This window comes from Paenibacillus sp. ATY16 (genome assembly GCF_003399985.2).
Taxonomy (GTDB): domain Bacteria; phylum Bacillota; class Bacilli; order Paenibacillales; family Paenibacillaceae; genus Pristimantibacillus; species Pristimantibacillus glycanilyticus.
In genome coordinates this window covers 39,262-61,824 of sequence record NZ_NMOK02000002.1, presented here as the reverse complement: position 1 = coordinate 61,824, position 22,563 = coordinate 39,262, and the positions used below count along the sequence as shown (strand labels likewise).

24 protein-coding genes and 1 other RNA gene are annotated in these 22,563 nt (G+C 50.0%); 10 read left to right on the top strand and 15 right to left on the bottom strand.

The features are described from left to right. Nucleotides 1-52 precede the first annotated feature (52 nt). From CFI03_RS01020 to CFI03_RS01010, 3 genes are all read right to left on the bottom strand, one after another. Nucleotides 53-1,063 (bottom strand): substrate-binding domain-containing protein, encoded by a 1,011-nt coding sequence (locus tag CFI03_RS01020; RefSeq protein ID WP_248756180.1) that lies wholly within the window; start codon nucleotides 1,061-1,063, stop codon nucleotides 53-55. A 153-nt stretch (nucleotides 1,064-1,216) separates the two neighbouring features. Further along, nucleotides 1,217-2,023 carry a GTP diphosphokinase gene (gene yjbM / locus CFI03_RS01015; RefSeq protein ID WP_127496548.1) on the bottom strand — a complete coding sequence of 269 codons (807 nt, stop codon included), beginning with the start codon at nucleotides 2,021-2,023 and terminating at the stop codon, nucleotides 1,217-1,219. A 17-nt stretch (nucleotides 2,024-2,040) separates the two neighbouring features. Further along, nucleotides 2,041-3,138 carry a quinone-dependent dihydroorotate dehydrogenase gene (locus CFI03_RS01010; RefSeq protein ID WP_127496549.1) on the bottom strand — a complete coding sequence of 366 codons (1,098 nt, stop codon included), beginning with the start codon at nucleotides 3,136-3,138 and terminating at the stop codon, nucleotides 2,041-2,043. A gap of 173 nt (nucleotides 3,139-3,311) precedes the next feature. On the opposite strand from CFI03_RS01010, the gene CFI03_RS01005 reads away from it, so the two are divergent. Next, nucleotides 3,312-3,452, top strand: coding sequence for a hypothetical protein (locus CFI03_RS01005; RefSeq protein ID WP_248756178.1), 141 nt, complete (start codon nucleotides 3,312-3,314; stop codon nucleotides 3,450-3,452). Between the two features lie 73 nt (nucleotides 3,453-3,525). On the opposite strand, the gene CFI03_RS01000 is transcribed toward CFI03_RS01005, so the two are convergent. Then, nucleotides 3,526-3,762: a ferredoxin gene (locus CFI03_RS01000; RefSeq protein ID WP_015843751.1), complete on the bottom strand. Its 237-nt coding sequence runs from the start codon at nucleotides 3,760-3,762 to the stop codon at nucleotides 3,526-3,528. Between the two features lie 148 nt (nucleotides 3,763-3,910). Then, complete coding sequence (locus tag CFI03_RS00995; protein ID WP_127496550.1) at nucleotides 3,911-5,179, bottom strand: DNA polymerase IV; 1,269 nt, start codon at nucleotides 5,177-5,179, stop codon at nucleotides 3,911-3,913. A 174-nt stretch (nucleotides 5,180-5,353) separates the two neighbouring features. On the opposite strand from CFI03_RS00995, the gene cimA reads away from it, so the two are divergent. Beyond that, nucleotides 5,354-6,970: a citramalate synthase gene (gene cimA / locus CFI03_RS00990; protein WP_127496551.1), complete on the top strand. Its 1,617-nt coding sequence runs from the start codon at nucleotides 5,354-5,356 to the stop codon at nucleotides 6,968-6,970. A 50-nt stretch (nucleotides 6,971-7,020) separates the two neighbouring features. On the opposite strand, the gene CFI03_RS00985 is transcribed toward cimA, so the two are convergent. Continuing rightward, nucleotides 7,021-7,554, bottom strand: a complete 534-nt coding sequence (locus tag CFI03_RS00985) for a TlpA family protein disulfide reductase (RefSeq protein ID WP_248756176.1) — start codon at nucleotides 7,552-7,554, stop codon at nucleotides 7,021-7,023. 128 nt (nucleotides 7,555-7,682) lie between these two features. Between CFI03_RS00985 and CFI03_RS00980 the strand changes: the two genes are divergently transcribed. Together CFI03_RS00980 and CFI03_RS00975 are read left to right on the top strand one after the other, a co-directional pair. Further along, complete coding sequence (locus CFI03_RS00980; RefSeq protein ID WP_248756174.1) at nucleotides 7,683-8,888, top strand: MFS transporter; 1,206 nt, start codon at nucleotides 7,683-7,685, stop codon at nucleotides 8,886-8,888. Between the two features lie 58 nt (nucleotides 8,889-8,946). Further along, complete coding sequence (locus tag CFI03_RS00975; RefSeq protein WP_248756173.1) at nucleotides 8,947-9,378, top strand: M67 family metallopeptidase; 432 nt, start codon at nucleotides 8,947-8,949, stop codon at nucleotides 9,376-9,378. Here the strand turns inward: CFI03_RS00975 and CFI03_RS00970 are convergent. From CFI03_RS00970 to CFI03_RS00960, 3 genes are read right to left on the bottom strand one after another with little or no spacing between them, the layout of a single operon-like run. Then, the gene (locus CFI03_RS00970) at nucleotides 9,364-10,098 is read right to left on the bottom strand and encodes a 3'-5' exonuclease (RefSeq protein ID WP_248756172.1); all 735 of its coding nucleotides are present in this window, start codon (nucleotides 10,096-10,098) and stop codon (nucleotides 9,364-9,366) included. The two genes, CFI03_RS00975 and CFI03_RS00970, sit on opposite strands and share 15 nt — an antisense overlap. Before the next feature lie 17 nt (nucleotides 10,099-10,115). Next, nucleotides 10,116-11,183 (bottom strand): DUF294 nucleotidyltransferase-like domain-containing protein, encoded by a 1,068-nt coding sequence (locus CFI03_RS00965; RefSeq protein ID WP_248756170.1) that lies wholly within the window; start codon nucleotides 11,181-11,183, stop codon nucleotides 10,116-10,118. A gap of 40 nt (nucleotides 11,184-11,223) precedes the next feature. Then, nucleotides 11,224-12,582, bottom strand: a complete 1,359-nt coding sequence (locus tag CFI03_RS00960) for an ammonium transporter (protein ID WP_248756168.1) — start codon at nucleotides 12,580-12,582, stop codon at nucleotides 11,224-11,226. A 344-nt stretch (nucleotides 12,583-12,926) separates the two neighbouring features. Here CFI03_RS00960 and CFI03_RS00955 point away from each other — a divergent pair, with 344 nt between their 5' ends. Next, nucleotides 12,927-13,367 (top strand): MerR family transcriptional regulator, encoded by a 441-nt coding sequence (locus tag CFI03_RS00955; RefSeq protein ID WP_248756400.1) that lies wholly within the window; start codon nucleotides 12,927-12,929, stop codon nucleotides 13,365-13,367. Nucleotides 13,368-13,419: 52 nt separating this feature from the next. Continuing rightward, nucleotides 13,420-14,106: a zinc metallopeptidase gene (locus CFI03_RS00950; protein WP_127496558.1), complete on the top strand. Its 687-nt coding sequence runs from the start codon at nucleotides 13,420-13,422 to the stop codon at nucleotides 14,104-14,106. A gap of 62 nt (nucleotides 14,107-14,168) precedes the next feature. On the opposite strand, the gene gltC is transcribed toward CFI03_RS00950, so the two are convergent. Further along, complete coding sequence (gene gltC / locus CFI03_RS00945) at nucleotides 14,169-15,086, bottom strand: glutamate biosynthesis transcriptional regulator GltC (protein ID WP_127496559.1); 918 nt, start codon at nucleotides 15,084-15,086, stop codon at nucleotides 14,169-14,171. A gap of 32 nt (nucleotides 15,087-15,118) precedes the next feature. Continuing rightward, nucleotides 15,119-15,766: a rhomboid family intramembrane serine protease gene (locus CFI03_RS00940; protein ID WP_201004981.1), complete on the bottom strand. Its 648-nt coding sequence runs from the start codon at nucleotides 15,764-15,766 to the stop codon at nucleotides 15,119-15,121. Between the two features lie 99 nt (nucleotides 15,767-15,865). Here CFI03_RS00940 and tpx point away from each other — a divergent pair, with 99 nt between their 5' ends. Further along, the gene (gene tpx, locus CFI03_RS00935) at nucleotides 15,866-16,384 is read left to right on the top strand and encodes a thiol peroxidase (protein WP_248756166.1); all 519 of its coding nucleotides are present in this window, start codon (nucleotides 15,866-15,868) and stop codon (nucleotides 16,382-16,384) included. 67 nt (nucleotides 16,385-16,451) lie between these two features. Here tpx and CFI03_RS00930 read toward each other — a convergent pair whose 3' ends face one another. The 4 genes from CFI03_RS00930 to cshA form a co-directional block, all read right to left on the bottom strand. Beyond that, complete coding sequence (locus CFI03_RS00930; RefSeq protein WP_127496562.1) at nucleotides 16,452-16,835, bottom strand: DUF1499 domain-containing protein; 384 nt, start codon at nucleotides 16,833-16,835, stop codon at nucleotides 16,452-16,454. Between the two features lie 156 nt (nucleotides 16,836-16,991). Beyond that, a non-coding RNA gene (gene ssrS, locus CFI03_RS00925) (6S RNA) lies at nucleotides 16,992-17,174 on the bottom strand. A 51-nt stretch (nucleotides 17,175-17,225) separates the two neighbouring features. Beyond that, nucleotides 17,226-18,011, bottom strand: coding sequence for a YesL family protein (locus tag CFI03_RS00920; RefSeq protein ID WP_127496563.1), 786 nt, complete (start codon nucleotides 18,009-18,011; stop codon nucleotides 17,226-17,228). A 94-nt stretch (nucleotides 18,012-18,105) separates the two neighbouring features. Next, on the bottom strand, nucleotides 18,106-19,698 hold the full coding sequence (gene cshA, locus CFI03_RS00915; protein ID WP_248756164.1) for a degradosome RNA helicase CshA: 1,593 nt from the start codon (nucleotides 19,696-19,698) through the stop codon (nucleotides 18,106-18,108). A gap of 158 nt (nucleotides 19,699-19,856) precedes the next feature. On the opposite strand from cshA, the gene CFI03_RS00910 reads away from it, so the two are divergent. The 3 genes from CFI03_RS00910 to CFI03_RS00900 all read left to right on the top strand — a co-directional run bounded on the left by CFI03_RS00910 (nucleotide 19,857) and on the right by CFI03_RS00900 (nucleotide 22,407). Further along, the gene (locus CFI03_RS00910; RefSeq protein WP_167195973.1) at nucleotides 19,857-20,696 is read left to right on the top strand and encodes a YitT family protein; all 840 of its coding nucleotides are present in this window, start codon (nucleotides 19,857-19,859) and stop codon (nucleotides 20,694-20,696) included. Nucleotides 20,697-20,845: 149 nt separating this feature from the next. Continuing rightward, nucleotides 20,846-21,034: a hypothetical protein gene (locus CFI03_RS00905; RefSeq protein ID WP_015843733.1), complete on the top strand. Its 189-nt coding sequence runs from the start codon at nucleotides 20,846-20,848 to the stop codon at nucleotides 21,032-21,034. 185 nt (nucleotides 21,035-21,219) lie between these two features. Further along, nucleotides 21,220-22,407: a putative glycoside hydrolase gene (locus CFI03_RS00900; RefSeq protein WP_248756163.1), complete on the top strand. Its 1,188-nt coding sequence runs from the start codon at nucleotides 21,220-21,222 to the stop codon at nucleotides 22,405-22,407. Nucleotides 22,408-22,563 lie beyond the last annotated feature (156 nt).

The following is a 22,563-nucleotide window of genomic DNA, read 5'->3' as shown; positions in this document are numbered from 1 at the left end:
TGTAAAAGGACTGCTCACTCCCGTCAATAAAAAAAGCATGAAGCGACTATCGTCACTTCATGCTTCTTACCGATTCCCGGTAAATCATTTTCCCTCTGACCAGTACCCTGCCGCTGCTTAATGCGGGGTCGCTAATTTTGCGGACCATCTTGTTAACCGCCGTTTTAGCCATTTCCTGTCTGTCAACTTCAACCGTCGTAAGCGCCGGCTCGGCAAGGGTGGCGTAAATATCGTTATCGAAGCCAACAACCGAGCAATCCTCCGGTACCCGAACTCCTTGCTTGCGCAGCGTATTCATCAGAAGATAGGCCACTTGGTCGCAATTGCAGGCAAAAGCGGTTGGCAGTACTTCCGGAATGGCGACATCCAGCAATTTGCCGTTCTCATCCCGGTCATTCAGGATGTATTCCTGCCGCAGCGGTATGCGATGCTCAAGGAGCGATTTATAATAACCCAGAAAACGGTCTTGTATACTGCTGGTAGCATGCAAGCTGCCGACAAAAGCGATATCCCGGTGGCCGTTTGCGATCAAATAATTGGTCATCTCGTACATGCCGTAGAAATTATCCGTAATGACGTAATCCAGTTCAGTCCGGTCCGTATAAAAATCCAGAAACACAAGAGGGATGCCGGTTTCATGAATGGCCGAAATATAAGCATTGCTTAGCTGGCCTAATATAATAAACCCGTCGACCTTGCGGTCATGGTAGATTCTCGGCAGCACGAGCTGCCCTTCATCTTCCTCGCTCAACATATGCAAAATGCCGGAATACTGCACATCCTCCAGAGCGGTAGACAGATACTGATAAAATTGAAGATAAAAAGACTGCGTTACGCTGGCATACCTCTCTGCAATAACAACGCCAATGTTGTAGGAGAGCCCTTCCTTCATCGCCTTCGCCGCCGTATTGAACCGGTAGCCCATTTCCTGGGCAATCTCCTTAATCTTCTGCTTGAGTTCGTCACTGACGCCTTCTTTGTCGCCCAGAGCTTTCGAGACGGTTACGCTGCTGACGCCAAGCCTATTTGCGATATCCTTCATCGTTACATGGTTTTGCTGCATCTTATGCCTCCCGGCCGTTAAGCTTCATGCTTCATGTTTATCGTTAACCTTACATCGTTAAGATAAGGCGGACTCAAGTTTTTGTCAAATTTCAGCGCAAATAAAATCCCGCGTCCTGCATATAAGCAGTACGCGGGATTTTGACGATGAGCCTCAGCCAGGATTGTTGCCTTTCTTCGCGCGGAGAATCGCCGCTTCAATATCAACCGACAGCTGCTTGAGACCATACAGGTCCTCCTGCTCAAACAGCTCGTTGAATTTCATCTGGAATTGCGCCGCTTCTCTTACGCGGTGGTAGAAATACAAATCCTGAATGGCGCTGAGCACGGTGGAAACCACGTTGGAGCGCTCCTCGAAGTCGCGCTGCGCATCCAAAATTTCGTGCCGGATGCTCGACATCTCGGTATCCAGCAGAAAAGCCGCTTCGGCTGCTTTCTTCAACCGCTCGCGAACGTCGTCCGGCAAGCTTTCCTTATATTTATAATTCAGCGAATGCTCAATCGTAGCCCAGAAATTCATCGCAAGCGTGCGAATCTGAATTTCGGCGAGCACGAATTTTTGACCAAGCGCCGTTTGCACCGGATATTCCACAATCATATGGTAGCTGCGATAGCCGCTGTCCTTGTAATTCGTAATGTAGTCCTTCTCGTAGACAAGCTTCAGATCCTTCCGGATGCGGATGAATCCGGCGACACGGTGAATATCGTCTACGAACTGGCACATGATCCGGATACCCGCGATATCCTCGATGCCTTTTTCCAGCTGATCGGCGGGTACGCTAAGCCGTCTCGCCTTCTCCAATATGCTTGACACTTTCTTAACACGACCGGTAACGAACTCGATCGGAGCATACGCCTCACGCATCTTAAGCTCGACCCGCATCGTCTTCAACTTCACTTTCAATTCTTCGACTGCTTGCTCGTAAGGCTGTAAAAAAAGATTCCAATCTCTTCCATCCATCCGGCCGCCTCCTGTTCCTATCGATGATCTGCGCCCACTGCCTCCGATATGTTACGGTAGCCGTCTTTACGCAATCGTTCTTTTAAGCCGTTCGTCAGTTCGCGGAGTACTCCTGGACCTTTATAGATCAAAGCGGTATAAATTTCGACGAGCGAGGCTCCGGCGCGGATTTTATCGTATGCGTCGTCCGCCGTAAAAATTCCGCCGGATCCGATAATCGGAAGCTTGCCTTCCGTCTGCCGGTATACCGCCCTAACAACCTCGGTCGAGCGCTCGCGCAGCGGCGCTCCGCTAAGTCCGCCCGTTTCCTTGGCATTAGGGTGCTTAAGCCCTTCTCTTGAAATCGTCGTATTCGAAGCGATAATGCCCGCTACGCCGCTGTCTTTAATCGTCGAGACGGTAAGCTCAAGCTGCTCGTCCGTCATATCAGGAGCAATCTTCACCAGAACCGGCTTTGCTTTACTACCTAATTTCGACGCCTGAAGCCCGATTTCCTCCAACACTTCGCCAAGAAGCGTGCGCAGCTCGTCGCCATGCTGCAGCGCGCGCAGATCCGGCGTGTTCGGGGAACTGATGTTGACGACAAAGAAGTCGCCATACGGATATAACACTTGTATGCAGGAACGGTAATCTTCGTGAGCCCGTTCATTTGGCGTTGCTTTATTTTTACCGACGTTAACGGCAATCGGGATCCGGTTAATCTTGCGCTGCGACAGCTGGCGGGCCATCGCTTCCGCCCCTTCGTTATTAAAGCCCATCCGGTTAATAAGCGCTTCGTCGGAAGGCAAGCGGAAGAGCCGCGGCAGCTCGTTGCCCGGCTGTCCTTTTGGCGTTACCGTTCCTACCTCGGCAAATCCGAAGCCGATGCTGGAGAAGCCGTCCGCTGCCACGCCATTCTTGTCCAGGCCGGCGGCAAGCCCAACCGGATGAGGGAAATGAATGCCGAACAGATCAACCGCAAGCTCGGGCGAATCGCTCACGCCGTACATGGCATGCAGCATGTTGTTCATGCCCGGAACGCGTCCGGCTGTATGCAGGCCGTCAATGACGAGATGATGAGCCTTTTCGGGATCCATTTGGAAAAATACCGGTTTAAGAATAGAAGAATAAAGCAAGATTACACACTCCGTTTCAAGTTTCTGTCCTACCTGACAGTTTATCTTTTTTATAAGAAAAAGAAAAGGGCGACGCTGGCCGGCAAGTCCTTCCGGATATTGCGGCAGAACAAGAAACCGTTTACAATGTGGGTATATGGTATTCATTTTTCCCACGGAAAGGTTGATTGACGATGAGCACAGCCAAACGGAAAGCTCCCGCTATGAAACAGAAGCCAAAAGAAGAGGTAAACGTCAAGGCGCTCGCCTGGATCGGTTCGGTCGTGGTTGTTATTATCGCCGCCGTTACCGTCCTCCTCATCCTCAATCAATAGTCATACGCAGACGCGCAAAAAACTCCATGCTCCCAGCGAACGCTGAAGTAGCATGGAGTTTTATTATGACAGCTTACATATTAAACGGATCGTCAGCGATTTTGATCGAATCTGTAGGGCAGCCGTCGCAAGCATCTTGCAGATCGTCGTACAGATCTTCAGGAATTTCTGTATTACCATGGTTGCCGTCGTTTCCGAAGATGACTTCAGCAATACCCTCGTCGTCGTAATCGTAAATATCTGGTGCCGTAGCGCCGCAAGCTCCACATGCGATACAGGTGTCTTTCTCTACCCATGTAAATTTAGCCATTGGTATTCCCTCCCACAAAAAATAGACATAAAAAATGCTTCTGCAAACGTCGTGATGTATCTACCGCTCGCTATAATTATTGTGAACCTTCACTCATCAATATATAACAAACCGACCACCTTGGCAACAAGCTATGCCCATGCAATTGTTACAATTCATCCTTTTGGAGAGAAGTGCCGCGCAATCGCTTATTGCGGATAAGCACGGACGGATCATCCCCCAGCATGCCCGCCGTAAGCACGGCACTCTCGCCGAATTTGTCCCGCAGCACATCCATCGTTTTGGTCAATGCTTCCTTGCGAGGCTGCTCCTTATAATCGAACAGATCAAGCTGAACGGCAGTCTCTTCCTCCGCCGTCAGGTTTTGCAGGGTAACCCCTAGGAGCCGGGCAGGTTCATTTCCCTTCCAATGCTCATCGAACAGCCGACAGGCTTCATGATAAATAACATCCGTCGAATGGGTCGGGGCACGAAGCGTGCTGGAACGCGTTATAGTGGCCATATCCGGCTTCCGGATCGTGATCTGGACCGTGGATGCCATAAGCTTCTGCCGCCGCAGCCTGCGGGCCGTCTGGTCGGCCAAATTGAGCAGAATCCGGTGGGCATCCTCCCGGTCCGTTACGTCATAAGGCAGCGTGGTGGTGTGCCCGATCGATTTGCTTTGCTCCCGGTCCGCGCGCACCTCGGAATGATCAATGCCGTGGGCGGCCGACTTCATCCACGAGCCGTATATGCCGAACTGGCGAATAAGCAGCTCTTCGTCGGCCGCCGCGAGCTGACCGATTGTGCGTATGCGCAGCCTCTCCAGCTTTTCAGCCGTTTTTTTCCCGAGACCATGAAGCACGTCGCATGGTTTATCCCACAATACATTCGGTACATCCCGCAGCCGCAATACCGTCAATCCGTTAGGCTTCTTCATATCGGAAGCCATTTTGGCGAGCAGCTTGTTAGGCGCGACGCCAATCGAGCATGGCAGCGTCCACTCTTCCGCGATCCGCTTTTGCAGCGCTTCCGCGATTTCCAGGGGCGAACCAAAGATTTTGGAGCCGGTAATATCCATATAACATTCGTCGATCGAGATCGGCTCCACTAAGGGCGTATATTCCCTTGCGATCTTCATAAACCCGCGCGAATATATGCGATACAGCTCAAAATCCGGCTGGATGATAATGAGATCGGGACAGATCCGCATCGCCTGCCTAACGGTCATGCCCGTCTTGATTCCCTTGCCTCGCGCGGCGTAAGAGCAGGTGACGATAATTCCTTTGCGGAGCTCTACGCTTCCGGCAACGGCCGTCGGCTTTCCTTTATATTTCTCTGGTTCCTCCGCTTCGTGCACGGAGCAGTAGAATGCATTCATATCCAAATGAAGAATGACGCGCCCTTTGGCCGGATAATCCTTGTGTACGTCAGCCATAGCCTGTATTCACCTTCCTACTCCTCCCAGCATACCGCCCAGCAGGAAGGTGCGTCAAATCATATGGAGGCGTCAAAAAAATTCCATGCTCCTCTCTACATTCTAATCAACAAGTGTTATAATAGTTAATTATATTTTGTGTAGGCGATCAGTGAAGAAGGAGGCGTCCCGGCTATGACAACATCGATAACAATATTTGATACTACGCTGCGTGACGGTACGCAAGGCGAAGGAATCAGCCTGTCAGCGGATGATAAGCTCAAAATTGCTCAAAAACTTGACGCTCTCGGCGTTCATTATATTGAAGGCGGGAATCCTGGAAGCAACGGCAAGGATATTGAGTTTTTCCAACGGGTTAAGAGCTTGAAGCTGCAATCGAAAATTACGGCATTCGGAAGTACGCGCCGTAAATTCAGCCAGGCTGATCAAGATGCTTCCCTCGTGCGCATTGCGGAGTCCGGCGTACCGGCGGCTACGCTCGTAGGCAAATCGTGGGATTTTCACGTGCATACGGCTTTGCAGACTACGCTGGAAGAAAATTTGTCCATGGTTTACGATTCCATCGCTTTCTTGAAGCAAAGAGGCATGGAGGCCTTGTTTGACTCCGAGCATTTCTTCGACGGGTACAAAAACAATCCGGAGTATGCGGTAGCGGTATTGCGAAAAGCCCAGGAAGCCGGCGCAGACTGGCTGGTGCTCTGCGATACGAACGGCGGTACCTTGCCGGGTGAAATTCACGAAATCGTCAGCCGCATCCGCCAAGAGCTGACGGCGCCTATCGGCATACATACCCACAATGACTGCGAGCTGGCCGTGGCCAACTCCCTTGCAGCCATTCAGGCCGGTGCGCGTCAGGTGCAAGGAACGATTAACGGTTACGGCGAACGCTGCGGCAACGCGAATCTTTGCTCGATCATACCGAATCTTCAGCTCAAGATGGGTTACGATGTTCTCCCGGAAGAGAAGCTTCGGTCGCTAACCGGCACTGCCCGTTACGTGAGCGAAATTGCGAACGTGAATATGCCGGTCGGACAAGCTTATGTCGGCAATGCCGCATTTGCCCACAAAGGCGGCATTCATGTGTCGGCTATCATGAAAGACTCCAAAACGTACGAGCATATCCAGCCTGAGCTTGTAGGCAACAAGCAGCGCATTCTGGTATCCGAGCTTGCCGGCCAATCGAATATTATTTCGAAGGCGCAGTCGCTTGGACTGGATGTGAATGCCAACAACGAGCAGACCAAAGCGATCATGGATCATATCAAGGAGCTTGAACACCAAGGCTATCAATACGAAGCCGCGGACGCTTCCCTTGAGCTTCTTCTCCGCCAAGCCTTTGGCGAGCCGGTTGAAGTCTTCAAGGTTGAGTCGTTCAAGATTCTGGTTGAAAGCGGCGCGAAAGGTCAAATGAACTCGGAAGCCATCGTCAAGCTGAACGTAGACGGCCAGCAAGTGTACACGGCAGCGGAAGGCAACGGTCCGGTCAACGCGCTCGACAATGCCCTGCGCAAAGCTCTGGTGCAGTTCTATCCGAAGATCGAAGAGATTCATCTCTCCGACTATAAAGTTCGCGTATTTGACGAAAAGGATGCAACTGCCGCCAAGGTGCGCGTTCTCATCGAATCCTCTAACGTGGACAGCACATGGAGCACGGTAGGCGTATCCAGCAACGTAATCGAAGCAAGCTGGGAAGCGCTTGTCGACAGTATCCGTTATGCTTTGCTTAACATGGAGAAGTCAACTACCGCAAACTTTGACAATATCGAACGCATCGGCGTAATTAACCACTAAATTAAAAGAAACGCCCGGCAGCTAGTCTGCCGGGCGTTTCTTTTTTTGAATCAGCTGTATTGCTCAATCAGCCTTTCCCATTCGTCTATCGTAATGACGCCGTTGATTCTCTCGCGGATGACTCCCGAGGAGTCGATCAGGAATGTTGTAGGGAACGTATCTACCTTGTAGGTATTGGTGACATCCCCTTTCCGGTCCATCAGAACCGGGAACGTAAATTCGTGATCGTCCACAAACTGCCTTGCCGCTCTTTCCTTATCGAACTTTGTGGCATTTACGCCGTAAAACGCGATTTTATCCCCGTATTTCTCATACAGCTTCTGCAAATCCGGCGCTTCCAGCTCGCATGGACCGCACCAGGAAGCCCAAAAATTCACAAAGGTCAGCTTGTCCTGCTTGCCGCCGATTGCGTAGTTCTTCTCATCAAGCCCCGGCAGTTCAAAGGTTACCGCCTCGGAGCCGGCCTTTGGCTTGAAATCGGAAGCCGCTGCCGTAACGCTTGATTCATCCCTGGATACATATTGATACACCGCTAAACCAGCCAATACAAATGCGGCGATAAACAGCATCGTAGCGCGCTTCATGGTGTCCCTTCTTTCTTCTTCATTTCTAGATTATGCCTATCGTAACACGGCGAGGAATGGAAGCTCAAGCCGCGGGGCACATTAGCCATAAAATCGTCAATGTCACCTAGATCGGAGGACAACTTTTTATGGCCGAACACAAATGGCTGCAGTATATCGCTTTTGCTTCCGTCCCTCTCGTCCTGGTGCTCGGCAACTCCATGCTTGTCCCGATTTTGCCCGACCTCGCCAAACAAATGAAGCTGTCCGAGCTGCAGTCCAGCCTTGTTATCACTTTATTCTCGGTAAGCGCCGCCGTTTTCATACCAGCGATTGGGTATTTGTCGGACCGCTTTCGCCGCAAAGCAATCATCATTCCCGCATTGGCGGTATATGGAGCTGCGGGAATCGTTGCGGGCTTTGCCGCGATTTGGGGGTCTTATTGGCTTTTGATCAGCTCGAGGGCTTTGCAAGGTCTCGCGGCGGCTGGAACTGCTCCAATTGCAATGGCACTGGTTGGCGATATGTACAAGGATGGACAGGAAAGCGAAGCGTTAGGCATAGTCGAAGCCTCCAACGGCGCAGGCAAAGTGGTTAGTCCGATTCTTGGCTCTCTCCTCGCCCTTATTATTTGGTACGCGCCATTTTTTGCTTTTCCCGTATTTTGCGCGGCATCGCTGCTTGCCGTTTGGTTTTTCATCAAGGAACCGGATTCCAAATCCGAGCCCTTGAAGCTTAAGCAATATTTGGCCGACATGAAAAAAATATTCCGCGAAAAAGGCCGCTGGCTGATTACCGCTTACTGCACGGGAGCATTAGGCCTATTCCTGTTATTTGGAGTCTTGTTTTATTTGTCCGATCTGCTGGAGAAGCCTCCCTACAACATCGACGGTGTTCTGAAAGGCTGTATACTTGCCATTCCGCTGCTTGGTCTTGTCATAACCGCCTATTTAACCGGACATTCCATCAAGAAGGATGGCAAAAAAATGCGCCGGTGCATTCTGATCGGACTCTCGCTTATGAGCGCTGCCCTGATCGGCTGCTTGTTCAGCTATTGGCTCATCTACGTGTTTATTGGTTTCATCACAATAAGCAGCGTAGGCACAGGATTGCTTCTTCCCTGCCTAAACACATGGATTACAGGCTCCGTCGACAGCTCTCACCGGGGGATTGTAACCTCCTTCTATAATAGCTTAAGGTTTTTCGGCGTTGCCGCAGGCCCTCCGCTGTTCAGTTGGCTCGCGGACAGGTCGGTTACCGCTCTGTTTATCCTTTTGGCCGTGTTGGCTATTGTCGCCTTACTGTTCGCAATTCGTCTTCTGCATCCGGAAAAAACGGCTAATCCGGCTAGCTAAACCGTTCCTGGGGCATGTATAATGAGCTGTACCTTCAGGAAAGGAGCATCCGGCTTACATGCTTTCCATTGCCATAACATGTCCAGCATACGAACAGCTGCTTGGCTTTTGCCGTAAATCGCTGCCGCAGGAGGCATGCGGTGTTCTAGCAGGAGCAGCCGCGACGCCAGACAGCCCCGCGGTTGTTACCCATGTTTACATGATATCGAATGTACACGAGGAGCCCGTACGCTCATTCCGTTTTCACCCAGGGGAATGGGTATCCGCGTATTACGACATACAAAAAAACCGACAGTCGCTCGTCGGTTTTTTCCACTCCCATCCCATTTCATCGGCAGTCCCTTCCAAACGCGATTGGCTTGGCTTGCCGGTCTCCGATGATGGGCTCACTTATTGGATAGTCTCTATGCCAGGCAGTCCCGCAGCAGTTGTCCAGCCTTTCCGGATGGTTGGACAAACCTTTCGCCCTCTTGTTCTAGTGCTTGCTTAAATAGGCGTATAAGTCCCCTAAAGTCGTAATGTTCCGGTCCAAAATCCGGACAAGAAACTTCTGCCACAGTTTTGCCGTCATGATGGAATCCTGAAGGGCATGGTGTCGCTCGGTAATCGGAATTCCGCAGTCCTCCAGGAGATCGTCCAGCGCATAGGAGGCCCTCTTCGGCTCCAGCCACTTTGCTACCAGCATCGTGTCCAATACCCGGTGATTCAAGCTGACCTTGGATGTCCGCCACAACGCCGCATTCAAAAACTGCTTATCATGTCCGGCCGCATGCGCGATCAGCAGCCTTCTGCCGATAAATTCCATGAAGTCATGAAGAACCTGCATCAGATCGGGCGCATCCTGCACCATCTCGTTCGTAATGCCGGTTAACTCTACGATTTGCCTTGGTATTCGGCGTTTCGGATTGACCAGACTATAGAACTGCTTGGATTCGTCAAGCTCCAGCCCCTTCATGTGGACGGCGCCAAACGATATAATCTCATCGCCATTAGAAGGATAGAACCCGGTCGTCTCCAGATCAAAGACAACAATGTCGAGCTCCTTCAGAGGCGTATCCAGCATGGACTGTTTGCGCTGCTCTTTGTTGATGGAACGGATAAACGCCATCTGCTGCGCATTTTGCGAGCCTAGCATGGAAGCGAGGGCAGGCGTAAAGCCTCCCATTTTATACAGGTTCCACATTCGTCCGACGCCTTTTGGTTCCTTCATTTCCTTTCATCACCGCCTTACTTAAGCCTTCCCGTTGTCCGTTTAAACACTTTGCGCTGTAGCTTCTTGCCGGTTTTTAACGCGCTCTTCAACTCCTCGGTCATTTCTCTCGACAAGCTCCGGCTGGAGAGCTTACCGTTGTTGGCGTATAGGCCGTCCTCATTCTGCTCCGTTGTCATTAACCGAAGCCGGAGAAAGAGCAGGAAGGCCTGCTCATATGCCGCAGCCTCCTCCGATGGCAATTGATCGTGGAGGGCAAGCGTGCGGATTCGCGACAACGTTGACGTCTCGCGGATGCCCGCTTGAACGGCCAGAAGCCGAATCGCGTTCACTAGGGGGATATAAGCGCCGTATTTGATATCCAGACTGCCGGCATCCGATCCGTATTGTTCCTTCAGCAAATGACCGAATAATCCGAGCAGCACTTTATGACGCATGGTATTGTCCAGCATTCGCCGCGTGATATTCGGATACTCTATTACATTATTGAAATATTGATCTCTTAGCTCAAATGCGAGACGATGATCGCCGTAAACCGACCTTCCGTCCGCCAAAATCAACAAGTACCGCACGGCTTCCCAGGAAGGTTCTCCAAACCAGCCATTCAGCTTGACCTTCCATTCGGTTAACGACATGCACCATTCCGGGTTGTTGCTCAGCACATTGCCTTCACATAACGGATAACCGGACTGATGCAGCATCGAGACGATGATTGAGGTTAATTGCTGAAAATAAGCCGTTGTTTCCTCCGAATCGCTTGCGGAGTCTTCAAATACAATACCGCTGTCCTGATCACTCGACAGCGTCTGTTCCAGACGTCCTCCGCTGCCGAACAATAGATACGCGTAAGGCACGGGGGGAGAACCCATCCCCAACCGTGCCATTTCCGCTTCCGCTAATATGATTGAGCGGCAGATAAGCGTATCATGCAGCTCATTTAATTGTTCGTTGAATTGTTCGACCGGACTCATCTGGAGAATACCTTTCATATGCTCGTGTACTTGATCCCGCAAATTGCGCAGTACATTCACGTTATCGGCTTTGCCGATTTGCTTCAGAAGCTGCACACGTACCGGATCGCCCATCCGCCGCCTCTCCCCTCAGGTCAGTCCAACAAAACATGCCTTAACCTTGGATGCCTTGACCTTTTTTAAGTTGCTCAGGATAACCATAAGCGCCGTGCTCACTCAGGTCAAGACCGATAATTTCTTGCTCTTCCGTTACGCGGAAGCCGATTGTTACTTTAATGAGGAAAAGAACCAAGAACGATGCCGCAAGGACAAACACGCCGCATACCAGAACCGACAGCGCTTGAACGCCCAATTGGTGCCAGCTGCCTGTATCGATCAGACCGCCTTGACCAACGCCAACTTTTGCAGCCAATTCGTCCGTTGCGAAAATACCGTTAGCCAGCGTACCCCAGACACCTGCGGCGCCATGCACCGACATCGCATAGATCGGATCGTCGACTTTGATTTTCTCGAAGAATTTCGCGCTGTAGAATACAAGCACGCCTGCTACCAAACCGATAACAACGGCAGCCCAAGGCTCTACGAATGCGCAAGAAGCCGTAATGGCAACCAGACCGGCAAGAGTACCGTTCAGCATAGTCGTAATGTCGGCCTTGCCATTAACCGCCCATGAGATCAGAAGAGCCGCAACGGCGCCTGCGCCTGCACCCAGCATAGTAGTAAAGCCTACATAACCAAAGAAGCCATCGCCGATTGCAAGAGTAGAACCAGCATTAAAGCCGAACCAGCCAACCCACAGAAGCAATACGGAAAGTGCAGTAAACACTTGGTTGTGACCGGAAATTTCATTAGCGGAACCGTCTTTGTTAAATTTGCCGATACGAGGTTTCAACAGAACAGTTGCCGCGAATGCCGCAAGCGCGCCTGATAAGTGAACAACGGTAGAACCCGCGAAATCTTGCGCACCGTCTTTTGCAAGCCAGCCACCGCCCCAGATCCAGTGAGCCACGATTGGATAAATAACGCCAACGAAAACAATCGTAAAGATAAAGTAAGAGGACAATTTAGCTCGTTCCGCGAAGCCGCCCCATGCGATGGACAACGATACAGCAGCGAAAGCCAATTGGAACAGGAAGAACAAGGTAGTAGGAAGACCGTCATCTACGCTAATAATAGAAGGATCAAACAGGAAATCGCCGAATCCGATAAATCCGTTCATCGAGCTGTCGGCGCCAAATGCGAAGCCGTAACCAACCGCCCAGTAAATCAATGCCGCAAGTCCTGCCGTGAAAATCGTTTTACCGGCAACGTGGCCAGCGTTTTTCATTCGGGTGGAGCCTGTTTCTAAAAGGATAAAACCGCCTTGCATGAGCAATACGAGCACGAAGGCTACCATTACCCACAGCGAGTTAATTCCCATGTTAAGTGTTCCTGCCGTTGGGTCATCGGCAAACGCCATTGCCGGGAACACCAAGCATAACGCAGCTAAAGTTAACACCATTTTCTTAATCAATACGACCACTCCCTTAATGTGATGTTTACTAACATGTTAGGAAAGACTTAATGTCATTATAGTCAGGAACACCTAATTTGACAATATATATTCTTGTAAAATAGAAAAAAAATCTAACGTTCGTGTCTCAAAACGAACGGAATGTTAAGTTTTTTCACAAATCCCCTAGGGAATTGGTTCTAGAGCCTATCCATTCTTCGCATTTTGAATCTACGACTTTGGAATCAGAATCTACGAAGCTTCATTATAGAGGGCGAAATTTGTACATTCATGTAACACGTTTGACTGTACGGTTAGTTTCCGATTATGATTAGGGGACAGTATTATAGAAGGAAGGTGGAGAGATTGGGGATACGAAGCTTTATCGTATAGGCGAGCTCGCGAAATTAGCGGGTGTCAGCCCTCGGACAATTGATTATTACACCTCAATGGGCCTATTAGAACCGTCGGAACGTTCCGCCAAAAATTATCGCTTGTACCATGATGAAACTTTAGTCCGTCTCAAACGTATCGAACAAATGAAGAACGAAAAATATACGCTAGACGAAATCAAGGAAGCTTTGAACGGCTGGAGCAAGGTTACGCCCGAGGAGCAAGTGTCTCAGAAGCTGACGGATCTTCAGCATCACCTGTCCCAGCTGGAACGCGAAGTAAAAGAGCTGGAGCCGGTGATCAAACAGCTTAAGCCGAGACAAGCAAACCGACTGTACACCCGCTTGATGCCGCAAACCGCGGCTTGCATCGAGGCGTTAATGCTTCTCATTAACAAGGGGCCGTTTATGTAAGGATATGTCCCATCGATGCAATCCTTGACCACTCTGATGGAGGTATGATCACATGTTTTTTCACCCTATGGACTTCCTTATCCTAATCGCCTTCGGTTTATCCATTTGGGCGCAGTTCCGGGTAAAAGGAACGTTCAACCGTTGGGCCGGCGTACAAACCGCGTACGGATTGACCGGTTACCAGGCTGCAAGACGCATGCTGGATGCTAACGGCTTGCATGACGTACCTATTGAACCCGTACGCGGCACCTTGTCGGACCACTACGATCCGATCCACCGCGTTGTCAGATTATCTGAGCCGGTCTACTATGAAAGCTCGATTTCCGCCGTTGCGGTTGCCTGCCACGAGGTTGGCCATGCGATCCAGCACAAAGTCCATTACCCGATGCTGGTGCTTCGCCACCGGATATTCCCGGTCGTTAACATCGCATCCGGCATTGCACCGTTCCTGCTCATTGCCGGTTTCCTGTTCCACGCAATGAACCTTGTAGGACTAGGCATTATCTTCTTCTCCGTTGCCGTTGCCTTCCAGGTGATCACGTTGCCGGTCGAGTTTAATGCAAGCAATCGGGCACGCGATTTAATGGTAGCTGAAGGCTTTATTACAAACGAAGAAGAACGTGGCGTAGCCAAAGTACTTAACGCAGCTGCACTCACTTACGTGGCGGCAGCACTGATCTCTTTGCTGGAACTGGTTAAGTACATTATGATCTTCACCTCTTCGAACAATGATGACTAACCAATAACAAAAGGGCTGCCCCAATCGTCACGATGACGATGGGACAGCCCTTTTTCTATCGTTTATTTCTCTTTGTTCCCTTGTTTCCCTTCAAGCTCGTTAAAGTATCTCAGCAGGAAGCCATGGAATACTTTTGCCACTAGCGGCATCTTCTCGTTAGAGCGATGAATGATGCCGATATTCCGCGTGACATTGGGAGTTCTTACGCGAACCTTGGCCGATTGCAGCACACCCGCATGATACAAGGCCATCTCCGGCAGCAGACTTACCCCCATACCGGCCGCAACCAGACCTCGGATGGTCTCGGTCTCTTCCCCTTCAAAGCCGATCTTCGGGGTAAATCCAGCCTCCTGGCAGGCTTCCCATACGATTGGCCGAAGCGAGTACCCTTCACTGAACATAACAAACGTATCTTCCTTCAGTTGAATAAGGTCGATCTCCTGCTCTCCGGCAAGCGGATGATTTGGTGGCAGGATAGCAAACAGTTCTTCCGTAAGCAGAACTTCGCCGCAAACCTGCTCATGCTCATCGGGAAAAGGCGAGATAAAAGCGAGGTCAATCTCGCCTTTTACCATATCCCGAATCAAGGACGGGTACATCCCCTGACGGAATCGAAATTTGACATTAGGATGAAGCTTGCGGAAGGCTGCGACAACCTGGGGAACAACCGACACCCCGAGACTATGCGGAAAGCCTAACCGGATTTCCCCTTTCTCCGGATCCATAAATTCGTGAATTTCCACGACTGCCCTCTCCAGATCGTCAAGGATCACTTCCGCGCGTTTAAGAAACAGCTGACCTACCGGCGTCAGCTGCAGGTTGCGCCCTTTCTGCAGGAACAGCTTCACACCCAGCTCTTCCTCGAGCTGATGGATTTGACGGCTGACCGCAGATTGCGCAACATGCAGCTCTTCGGCCGCTTGCGTCACATGTTCTTTTTTGGCAACCTTCACAAAATAATAAAGCTGTCGTAGTTCCATAATGTCTCCAATCTCTCCCGTACATCCTGATTCTAATACACGCGCCGTCTCTTCGTCATCGCGCGATCCAATAAACCGTAAAGCAAAAATCCTGCAACTCCGCCCCCCACATGCCCAAGCAGGCTTACGCTAGGTACAATAACCGAGAAGACGAGACCAAAGCCAAGAATCGTGTAAACCGTTTTTCTTGAGCCTTGGTCCAGCCATGCCTTGCGGAAGATCGCGATATAGAGAAACGCTCCAAACACCCCGTAGATCGCTCCCGAAGCCCCGGTGGACAAATAAATTGTCCGGTCATCCCCAAACAGACCATGGACCGCTCCGGTTACCAAATTCGCGATAATTCCGCATAAGAGATAAAACACGGCGTATTTCGCCGGCTTCAATAACCGCTCCAGAGGCGGAGCAAATACAAGAATCGAAAACATATTAAAGAAAATATGTTGAAAGCTTGAATGCATAAACATCGAGGTTATGATCCGCCAAGGTTCATGAAGTCCGTACGGATTATCCGGCATATAGCTGACAAACCCGCCTGACCGCATTAAATGATAATTGTCGTTAATATCCCCCGTCACGGCGATTGCAATAAAATAAATGAGATTAAGCGCAATGATGACGGAAGTAACCGGATAGGCGCGCAAATAACCCCGAAAGCTTTCGTATCTTAAAAAAATCATTACGTATCACTCCTTCCAACCATTGGACAACCCCGATTCATAAAGCTTATAATAAAACCTGTTACAAACCTTAAACGTGAGAAGGAGGACATATCCATTATGTCACAAGAACGCACTGGCGTTGCCGCATTTAAAGGCAATCCTATTACATTAATCGGACCGGAAGTAAAAGTGGGAGATCAAGCTCCTGATTTCACCGTCAACAAATCGCTTGTCGACTCCGTATCCTTGAAAGATTTCGCAGGTAAAGTAAAATTGATCAGCGTTGTTCCTTCGATCGATACAGGCGTATGCGATGCGCAAACTCGCCGTTTCAACGAAGAAGCCGCTTCGCTGGGCGAAAACGTAATGGTGCTGACAGTTAGCGTTGATACTCCATTCGCGCAATCCCGCTGGTGCGGTGCGGCAGGCGTAGATAAAGTCGTGATGCTGTCGGACTTCAAATCGCATGACTTTGGCCAAGCTTACGGCGTATACATAAAAGAATTCGGTCTTGATATGCGCTCCATCTTCGTCATCGACGCAAACGATAAAGTACAATACGTCGAATATCTGTCCGAAATGACGGAACATCCTAACTACGAGCAAGCGATTAACGCGGTTAAAGCTCTCGTATAATTTACGCGTAAATAAAGCGAGTGAAGGCTTACCTTCCTCGCTTTTTTATTTATTATGTGATTCCTTCTTATGCCTTGAATGCAGCAAGCTTCTTGTCCAGCGTCCGGTAAATATCAAGAATAACCCGGTAATTGGAACCAAGATCGCCTAACGAGCCTTTGGAAGCGGAATAAATATCAACTGCCGAGGTAACAGGATTCACGCTAATAACGGTAACCGTTATATCCATTGTACGTCCCGTCATCGTACGTTTCTCCAGGACAATCTCCCCAACTGACTTCACTTCGTGGAGCAGCTTGTAGCCCTGCATCTTCTTCAGGGTGGACACGACTTCCTCCCATGCCTTTTCCTTCGAAAGCTTGTAGATATGTGATTTGAGCAGTGGGTCTTTAGCTTTATCGCCCGTCGCTTCGTGACTGCGAAGCAGTCCGATTAGAGTGCGCTTCAACAACGATGATCTCCCCCTCTAGCATCTATGTACATCAAAATAATTGTAGCATGTTTATATGCATGAAAAAAGTCCATAAACCTGTTTCAACATACAAAAGCAGTTCCTTGATCATCCGCTGAGGATAACCAAGGAACTGCCGGTCACTATAATGGCAAGAAAAAACCCGCGAATGCCGTCCGACTCACATGCTTCTGAACCCGCTCTCGCAGGTGGGTGTCCGCAGAAACGTTTTTGAGATCCCCTTTAGGGGGCTTGTCAGCCGCGCTTCAATGTTGGTCTCCCTAGAAACAGCCATTGGTTCAAAACAACGAAAAGCCGAAACGAACATCGCAGGATGTATTGCTATTATAGACGTAAATCCGGCAAAAGTAAACTTCGCATTGCTTGCAATTACTGGTTCCGGTCTCTCTCCGAATCCGTAAGCTCCGCAAGCTCGTTTTCCTGCGCTTCCGCTGCCTTCTTCTTTTCGTTCTCCATCTGATCTTGAAGCTTGCGGTAGATCAAGTGGAAATTCCAGAACGAAAGATAAGCGATTACGCTACCCATGAAAAACGGAATAAGGAACGTATACTGCGTACTGAAGTACATGACCGCTGCGGCCATAATCGCCGTCGAGAACGAACGGATCGGACGTCCGATCGTAATCAGAATCGCGTTCTTCAGCAATTGAAACGTTTTCATATGATAGTGCACAAGCATCGAGAAGAAGTTGAATAAGGAAACAACGAGAAGCAGGCAGATCGCCAGGTACAAATAAGAGAACAAATTGAACTTATCCTGGTAAACAATAAAATCAATAATCATGATGCCAAGAATAAGCGAATAGAAAATGCCGCCAATCATACTTTGCAAATAGTTCTCTTTGTAACCGCGGAAGAACGTTTTGAACATAGGTACATCGACTTCGCCCATCACCCATTTGCGTGCAATCGTAAACATGGCTGCCGTAGCGGGGAACAAGGTGAATGGCGCAATAACCGCCATCATAATTAATGTAGCATACACCTGACTGGTAATCGCAGAATCAGATGTATTCGCCGGGGCTGCAAGAAGTCCGCTCCAAGCGATAAATACAAACGGAATCGAACAGACCAGCCATAAGATGTTAATGACCGCCAGACGCATTATCCATTCGGAAATCCGATACAAACCGCCAACAAGGCCTTTTGGTTCCATTTGATTCGCCCCTACCCTAATAGAATGATTATGAAAAAAAGGGAAGGCCCGGATGCCCGTTTAGGCATCACGGACTTCCCCTGATCTACATACCTTAGTTGTTTACGAAGTCTTCAGACGAATATTTCGGACGGCGCGGTTCGCTGCTGTTGCTACGGCCTTCGCCGCTGCGTCCGCGTCCTCCACCGTTGTTGTCGCGATTGCGGTTTTCATAGCTGCCGCGGGAACCTCCGCCGCCATTGCTGCGTCTGTCATCACGGCCGCGGTATCCGCCGCCGCCTTGACCGCCGCCGCGGTTGCCGCCGCCAAACGATCCGCCGGAGAAACGGCGACCATTCGAGCGGATATCCGGCTTGCGTTTTTTAGCGCGAAGCGGTTCTTCCGGCGTCAGTTCAACGCTAACGTCTTTCTTCTCGCCGGTAAGCAGCTTCAGAGCCGCTGCCATCAAATGCACGGAATCGTATTGCTCCAGCAATTGGATTGCGATGCCTTTGTACTCGGTGAAGTCTTCATTCTGAACAACTTCGAGCACGCGCTCAGCGGTAAGGCGTTGTTTGCCTTCGATCGCTTCGGCCAGGCTAGGCAAAGGCTTCTTGCTGATGCGTTGACGAGTAACCTTCTCGATGAAGTGAAGATGATCCACTTCGCGAGGCGTTACGAAAGAATAAGCGGAGCCTTCTTTACCGGCACGGCCGGTACGGCCGATACGGTGAACGTAGCTCTCAGGGTCTTGCGGAAGGTCGAAGTTGATAACGTGAGTTACGCCCGATACGTCGAGACCACGCGCCGCAACGTCCGTTGCCACGAGAACATCGATGCTGCCGTCGCGGAATTTGCGCATAACGTTATCGCGCTGGTTCTGAGACAGGTCACCATGCAAGCCATCAGCCGAATATCCGCGTTTTTGCAGACCTTCGCTGAGCTCATCAACACGACGTTTCGTACGACCGAAAATGATTGCGAGTTCAGGCGATTCCATATCGAGCAAGCGGGCTAGCGCTTCGAATTTCTGACGCTCGTGAACCTCGAAATAATTTTGTTGAATCGTTGGTGCTGTAACTTGTTTTGAAATAACCGCTACATGCTCCGGATTTTTCAGGAATTGCTGTGCCAGCTTCTGAATGTTCGGAGGCATAGTTGCCGAGAACAGCAAAGTTTGGCGCTCTTCCGGCACTTGCTTCAGAATGGATTGGATATCCTCCATGAAGCCCATGTCCAGCATTTCGTCCGCTTCGTCAAGAACAACGGTCTGTACATCTTCAAGCTTAATGGTCTTGCGGTTAATATGGTCGAGCAAACGGCCCGGTGTACCGATAATAATTTGCGGCTTCTTTTTCAGCGCGCGAATCTGGCGACCGATTTCTTGTCCGCCATAGATCGGCAGTGAACGAAGACCTTTGTATTTAGTCAGCTTCCCGATCTCGTCTGCTACTTGGATAGCAAGCTCGCGGGTTGGCGTCATAATCAATGCAACGATGCGTTCTTCACTAGTCGGAATTTTGTTAATAAGTGGAATTCCGAATGCAGCCGTTTTGCCTGTACCCGTCTGTGCTTGACCAATCATATCGCTCCCCGCCATTGCAATTGGGATCGATTTGTCTTGGATTGGGGTAGATTCCTCAAATCCAAGCTCCGTAATTGCCTGCAACACTTTCGGTTCCAGGCCAAATTCAGCAAATGTTTTCAAACTTTTCTCATACTCCTTTTATCTGCAGCCTACTAAAAAATATCCAAACCATTATAGCACATAACAACTTACGAATACCAGCAATGGGCAAAAAGCCATACTACCATAGATTAACAACCGCTGATTTTCGGCGAATTCAATTATGGAGATTACCAAAAATGAACAAATGGATTTTTAAACCCGGTGTTACCGCAGTAGTTATGACCATAGGCGCTTTGCTTATTGCAGGCGCGTTCAATTTGTTCCTCATTCCCCACCAATTGTTGAGCGGCGGCTTGTCCGGCGTTGCGATGATGATCGGCTACATTACAGGCGGAAATATCGGCTGGCTGTATCTGATACTAAATGTTCCCGTACTCGTCTGGGGCTGGTTTATCGTGGGACGGCGGTTTATCATCTGGAGCATGTACACCGTTCTGGCTTCCACTTTATTTCTCCAGCTCATTCCGGTTACGGCCATAGCCAAAGATTTAGTCTTGGCCTCCGTCTTTGGCGGTATTATCCTAGGCGTTGGAACAGGCATGACCTTAAGATACGGCGGATCTTCCGGCGGCTTCGACATCATCGCATCCATTATAACACGCAAAAGGGACTTGCCGGTCGGATCCATTATTTTCACCCTGAACGGCCTTGTCATCGCGGCACTCGTCCTCTACACGCAGGATTGGAATCTGGCGCTCTACTCCCTGCTGTCCATCTATATCGCGGGTAAAGTGGTCGACATCATCCATGTCCGGCATATTAAAGTAACAGCCTTTATTATAACCACCAAGACGGAGGAGATGCTTACGAAGCTGCTAAGCCATCCTCGCGGCATTACGATCATCAAGACCAGAGGCGCCTACACGTCTGCCGAACAGGATATGCTGATGACCGTCCGTACGCGATACGAGCTTGCCGAGCTGCGAAAAACGATTGCCTCGATCGATAACCGCGCCTTCGTTAATATCGTGGAAACCGTCGGGGTTATAGGTGACTTCCGGCGGTCGAAGGATTAGCCCAGGTATAATAGACAAACATGGAATCATATACATATCCCTATGTTTTTGCATTTCATCCTGTTATAATGTGGTTATCCCGTTAATTTTGTTTTCTTGCCATATGATTTGCCCTGAACCTATGATGAAAGGGTGATGCTCAGGTGGATATGGAAACAGTCACATTGTCACAGATTGTGGAAAAGCTGGCGCCCGAGCTAAGTTCTTTCCTCACGAAGCGCGAGCTTGCGATTAACATCGTGCTGCGGGATGGATTAGCCGTTCTGGAACCGGAAGATGCAAGGGAAATTGTACAGCACAGCATTTGCGAGCATCAAATACAGGCTTTACTGCAATGACAAAATGGGGTATTAAATCTAGAAAGATTAGCCTGTCGGCTTCGTGCCGGCAGGCTTTTTTGTTTGCAGCGGGACTTGAAACAATTGCCTGCTTAGAAAGAAGCCGGACCGAAAAAAATAATGCCACGATTCCTTCTTCTGCTTTATAATTTGGATGAAAACGCTAACGGGGAGAGGGCATAATTATGGACATTATCTTTTCGACGCTGATGCTTTTGTATCATCTTGTTACGGGAACCGGAGAAGAAAATGCCGCCTCGAAACAGCTTGCTGCCTCTCTTTTTAACGCAGCCGCAGGAAAAACGATTATCCAAGCCGTACCGGCAATGACCACCGCAACGCCAGAAGCGTTCAGAGACGGCTTAAAGGCTGATCCCCAGCCGGAGGCACCAACAGTCAAAGGCGTCTACGTAACGGCTTACAGCGCCGGTGGATCGCGTCTGAACTCTCTGCTGAAGCTTATGGACGATACAGAGCTTAACAGCATGGTTATCGACATTAAGGATGATAACGGATACATAACCTATCCGACACAAACGCCCGAGCTGCTGAAGCTTGGCACCACGCGGAAATTCATCCCAAACATTCAGACCCTGATGTCGAAACTGGAGGCCCACAAGGTCTATCCGATTGCCCGGATTGTCGTGTTCAAGGATACGGTTCTGGCGAAAAAGCATCCCGAGTACTCCTACCGTCACGCAGACGGCTCCTTATGGGCTAACGGCAAAGGAGACAGCTTCGTAAACCCGTATCTGCGCGAGGTTTGGGACTATAATGTCGCAGTTGCCAAGGAAGCGGTGAAATTAGGCTTCAAAGAAATCCAATTCGACTACGTGCGTTTCCCGGAAGGATTCGAGAAGAAAGCCGATTCGCTTACTTTCACGAAAACCGACCAAAGCCGGGTTGACGCTGTAGCCGGCTTCGTGAAATACGCCCGGGAGCAGCTCGAGCCGCTTGGCGTTCGGGTTTCCGTCGATATATTCGGCTATGCCGCCTCCGTGCCTGCCGCTGAAGGCATAGGCCAAGACTTTGTAAAGATATCAAGCGATGTTCACGTTATCTCTCCTATGATCTATCCAAGTCATTACGGCGCAGGGTGGTTCGATCAGCAGGATCCGGACAAGAGTCCGTATGCCACCATTGCCGGAGCAATGAAAGATACGCATAAAAAACTCGATCCGATCGGAGACAAGAAGCCGATCATCCGTCCTTGGATCCAGGATTTCACTGCCAGTTGGCTGGGCAAAGGCCATTATATAAAGTACGGCCCGGCTGAGGTCGAAGCCCAAATCAAAGCCCTCCATGACGCCGGAGTTGACGAATACCTGTTATGGAACGCCGGAAACAATTATTCTGAGGGCGTCAAATACTAGCGCTCCGGTTATTTCGGTCGCGCGTTCCTTGCGGTTTGTTTCTTGATCAACTTAATAAGTGGTTGAAACAAACGCGCAAAAGTCGCGCACGACTCGAAATAACCTCCGCTGACCGCAAAAAAAGGCTTCTTCGATCAATTACGGATCGAAGAAGCC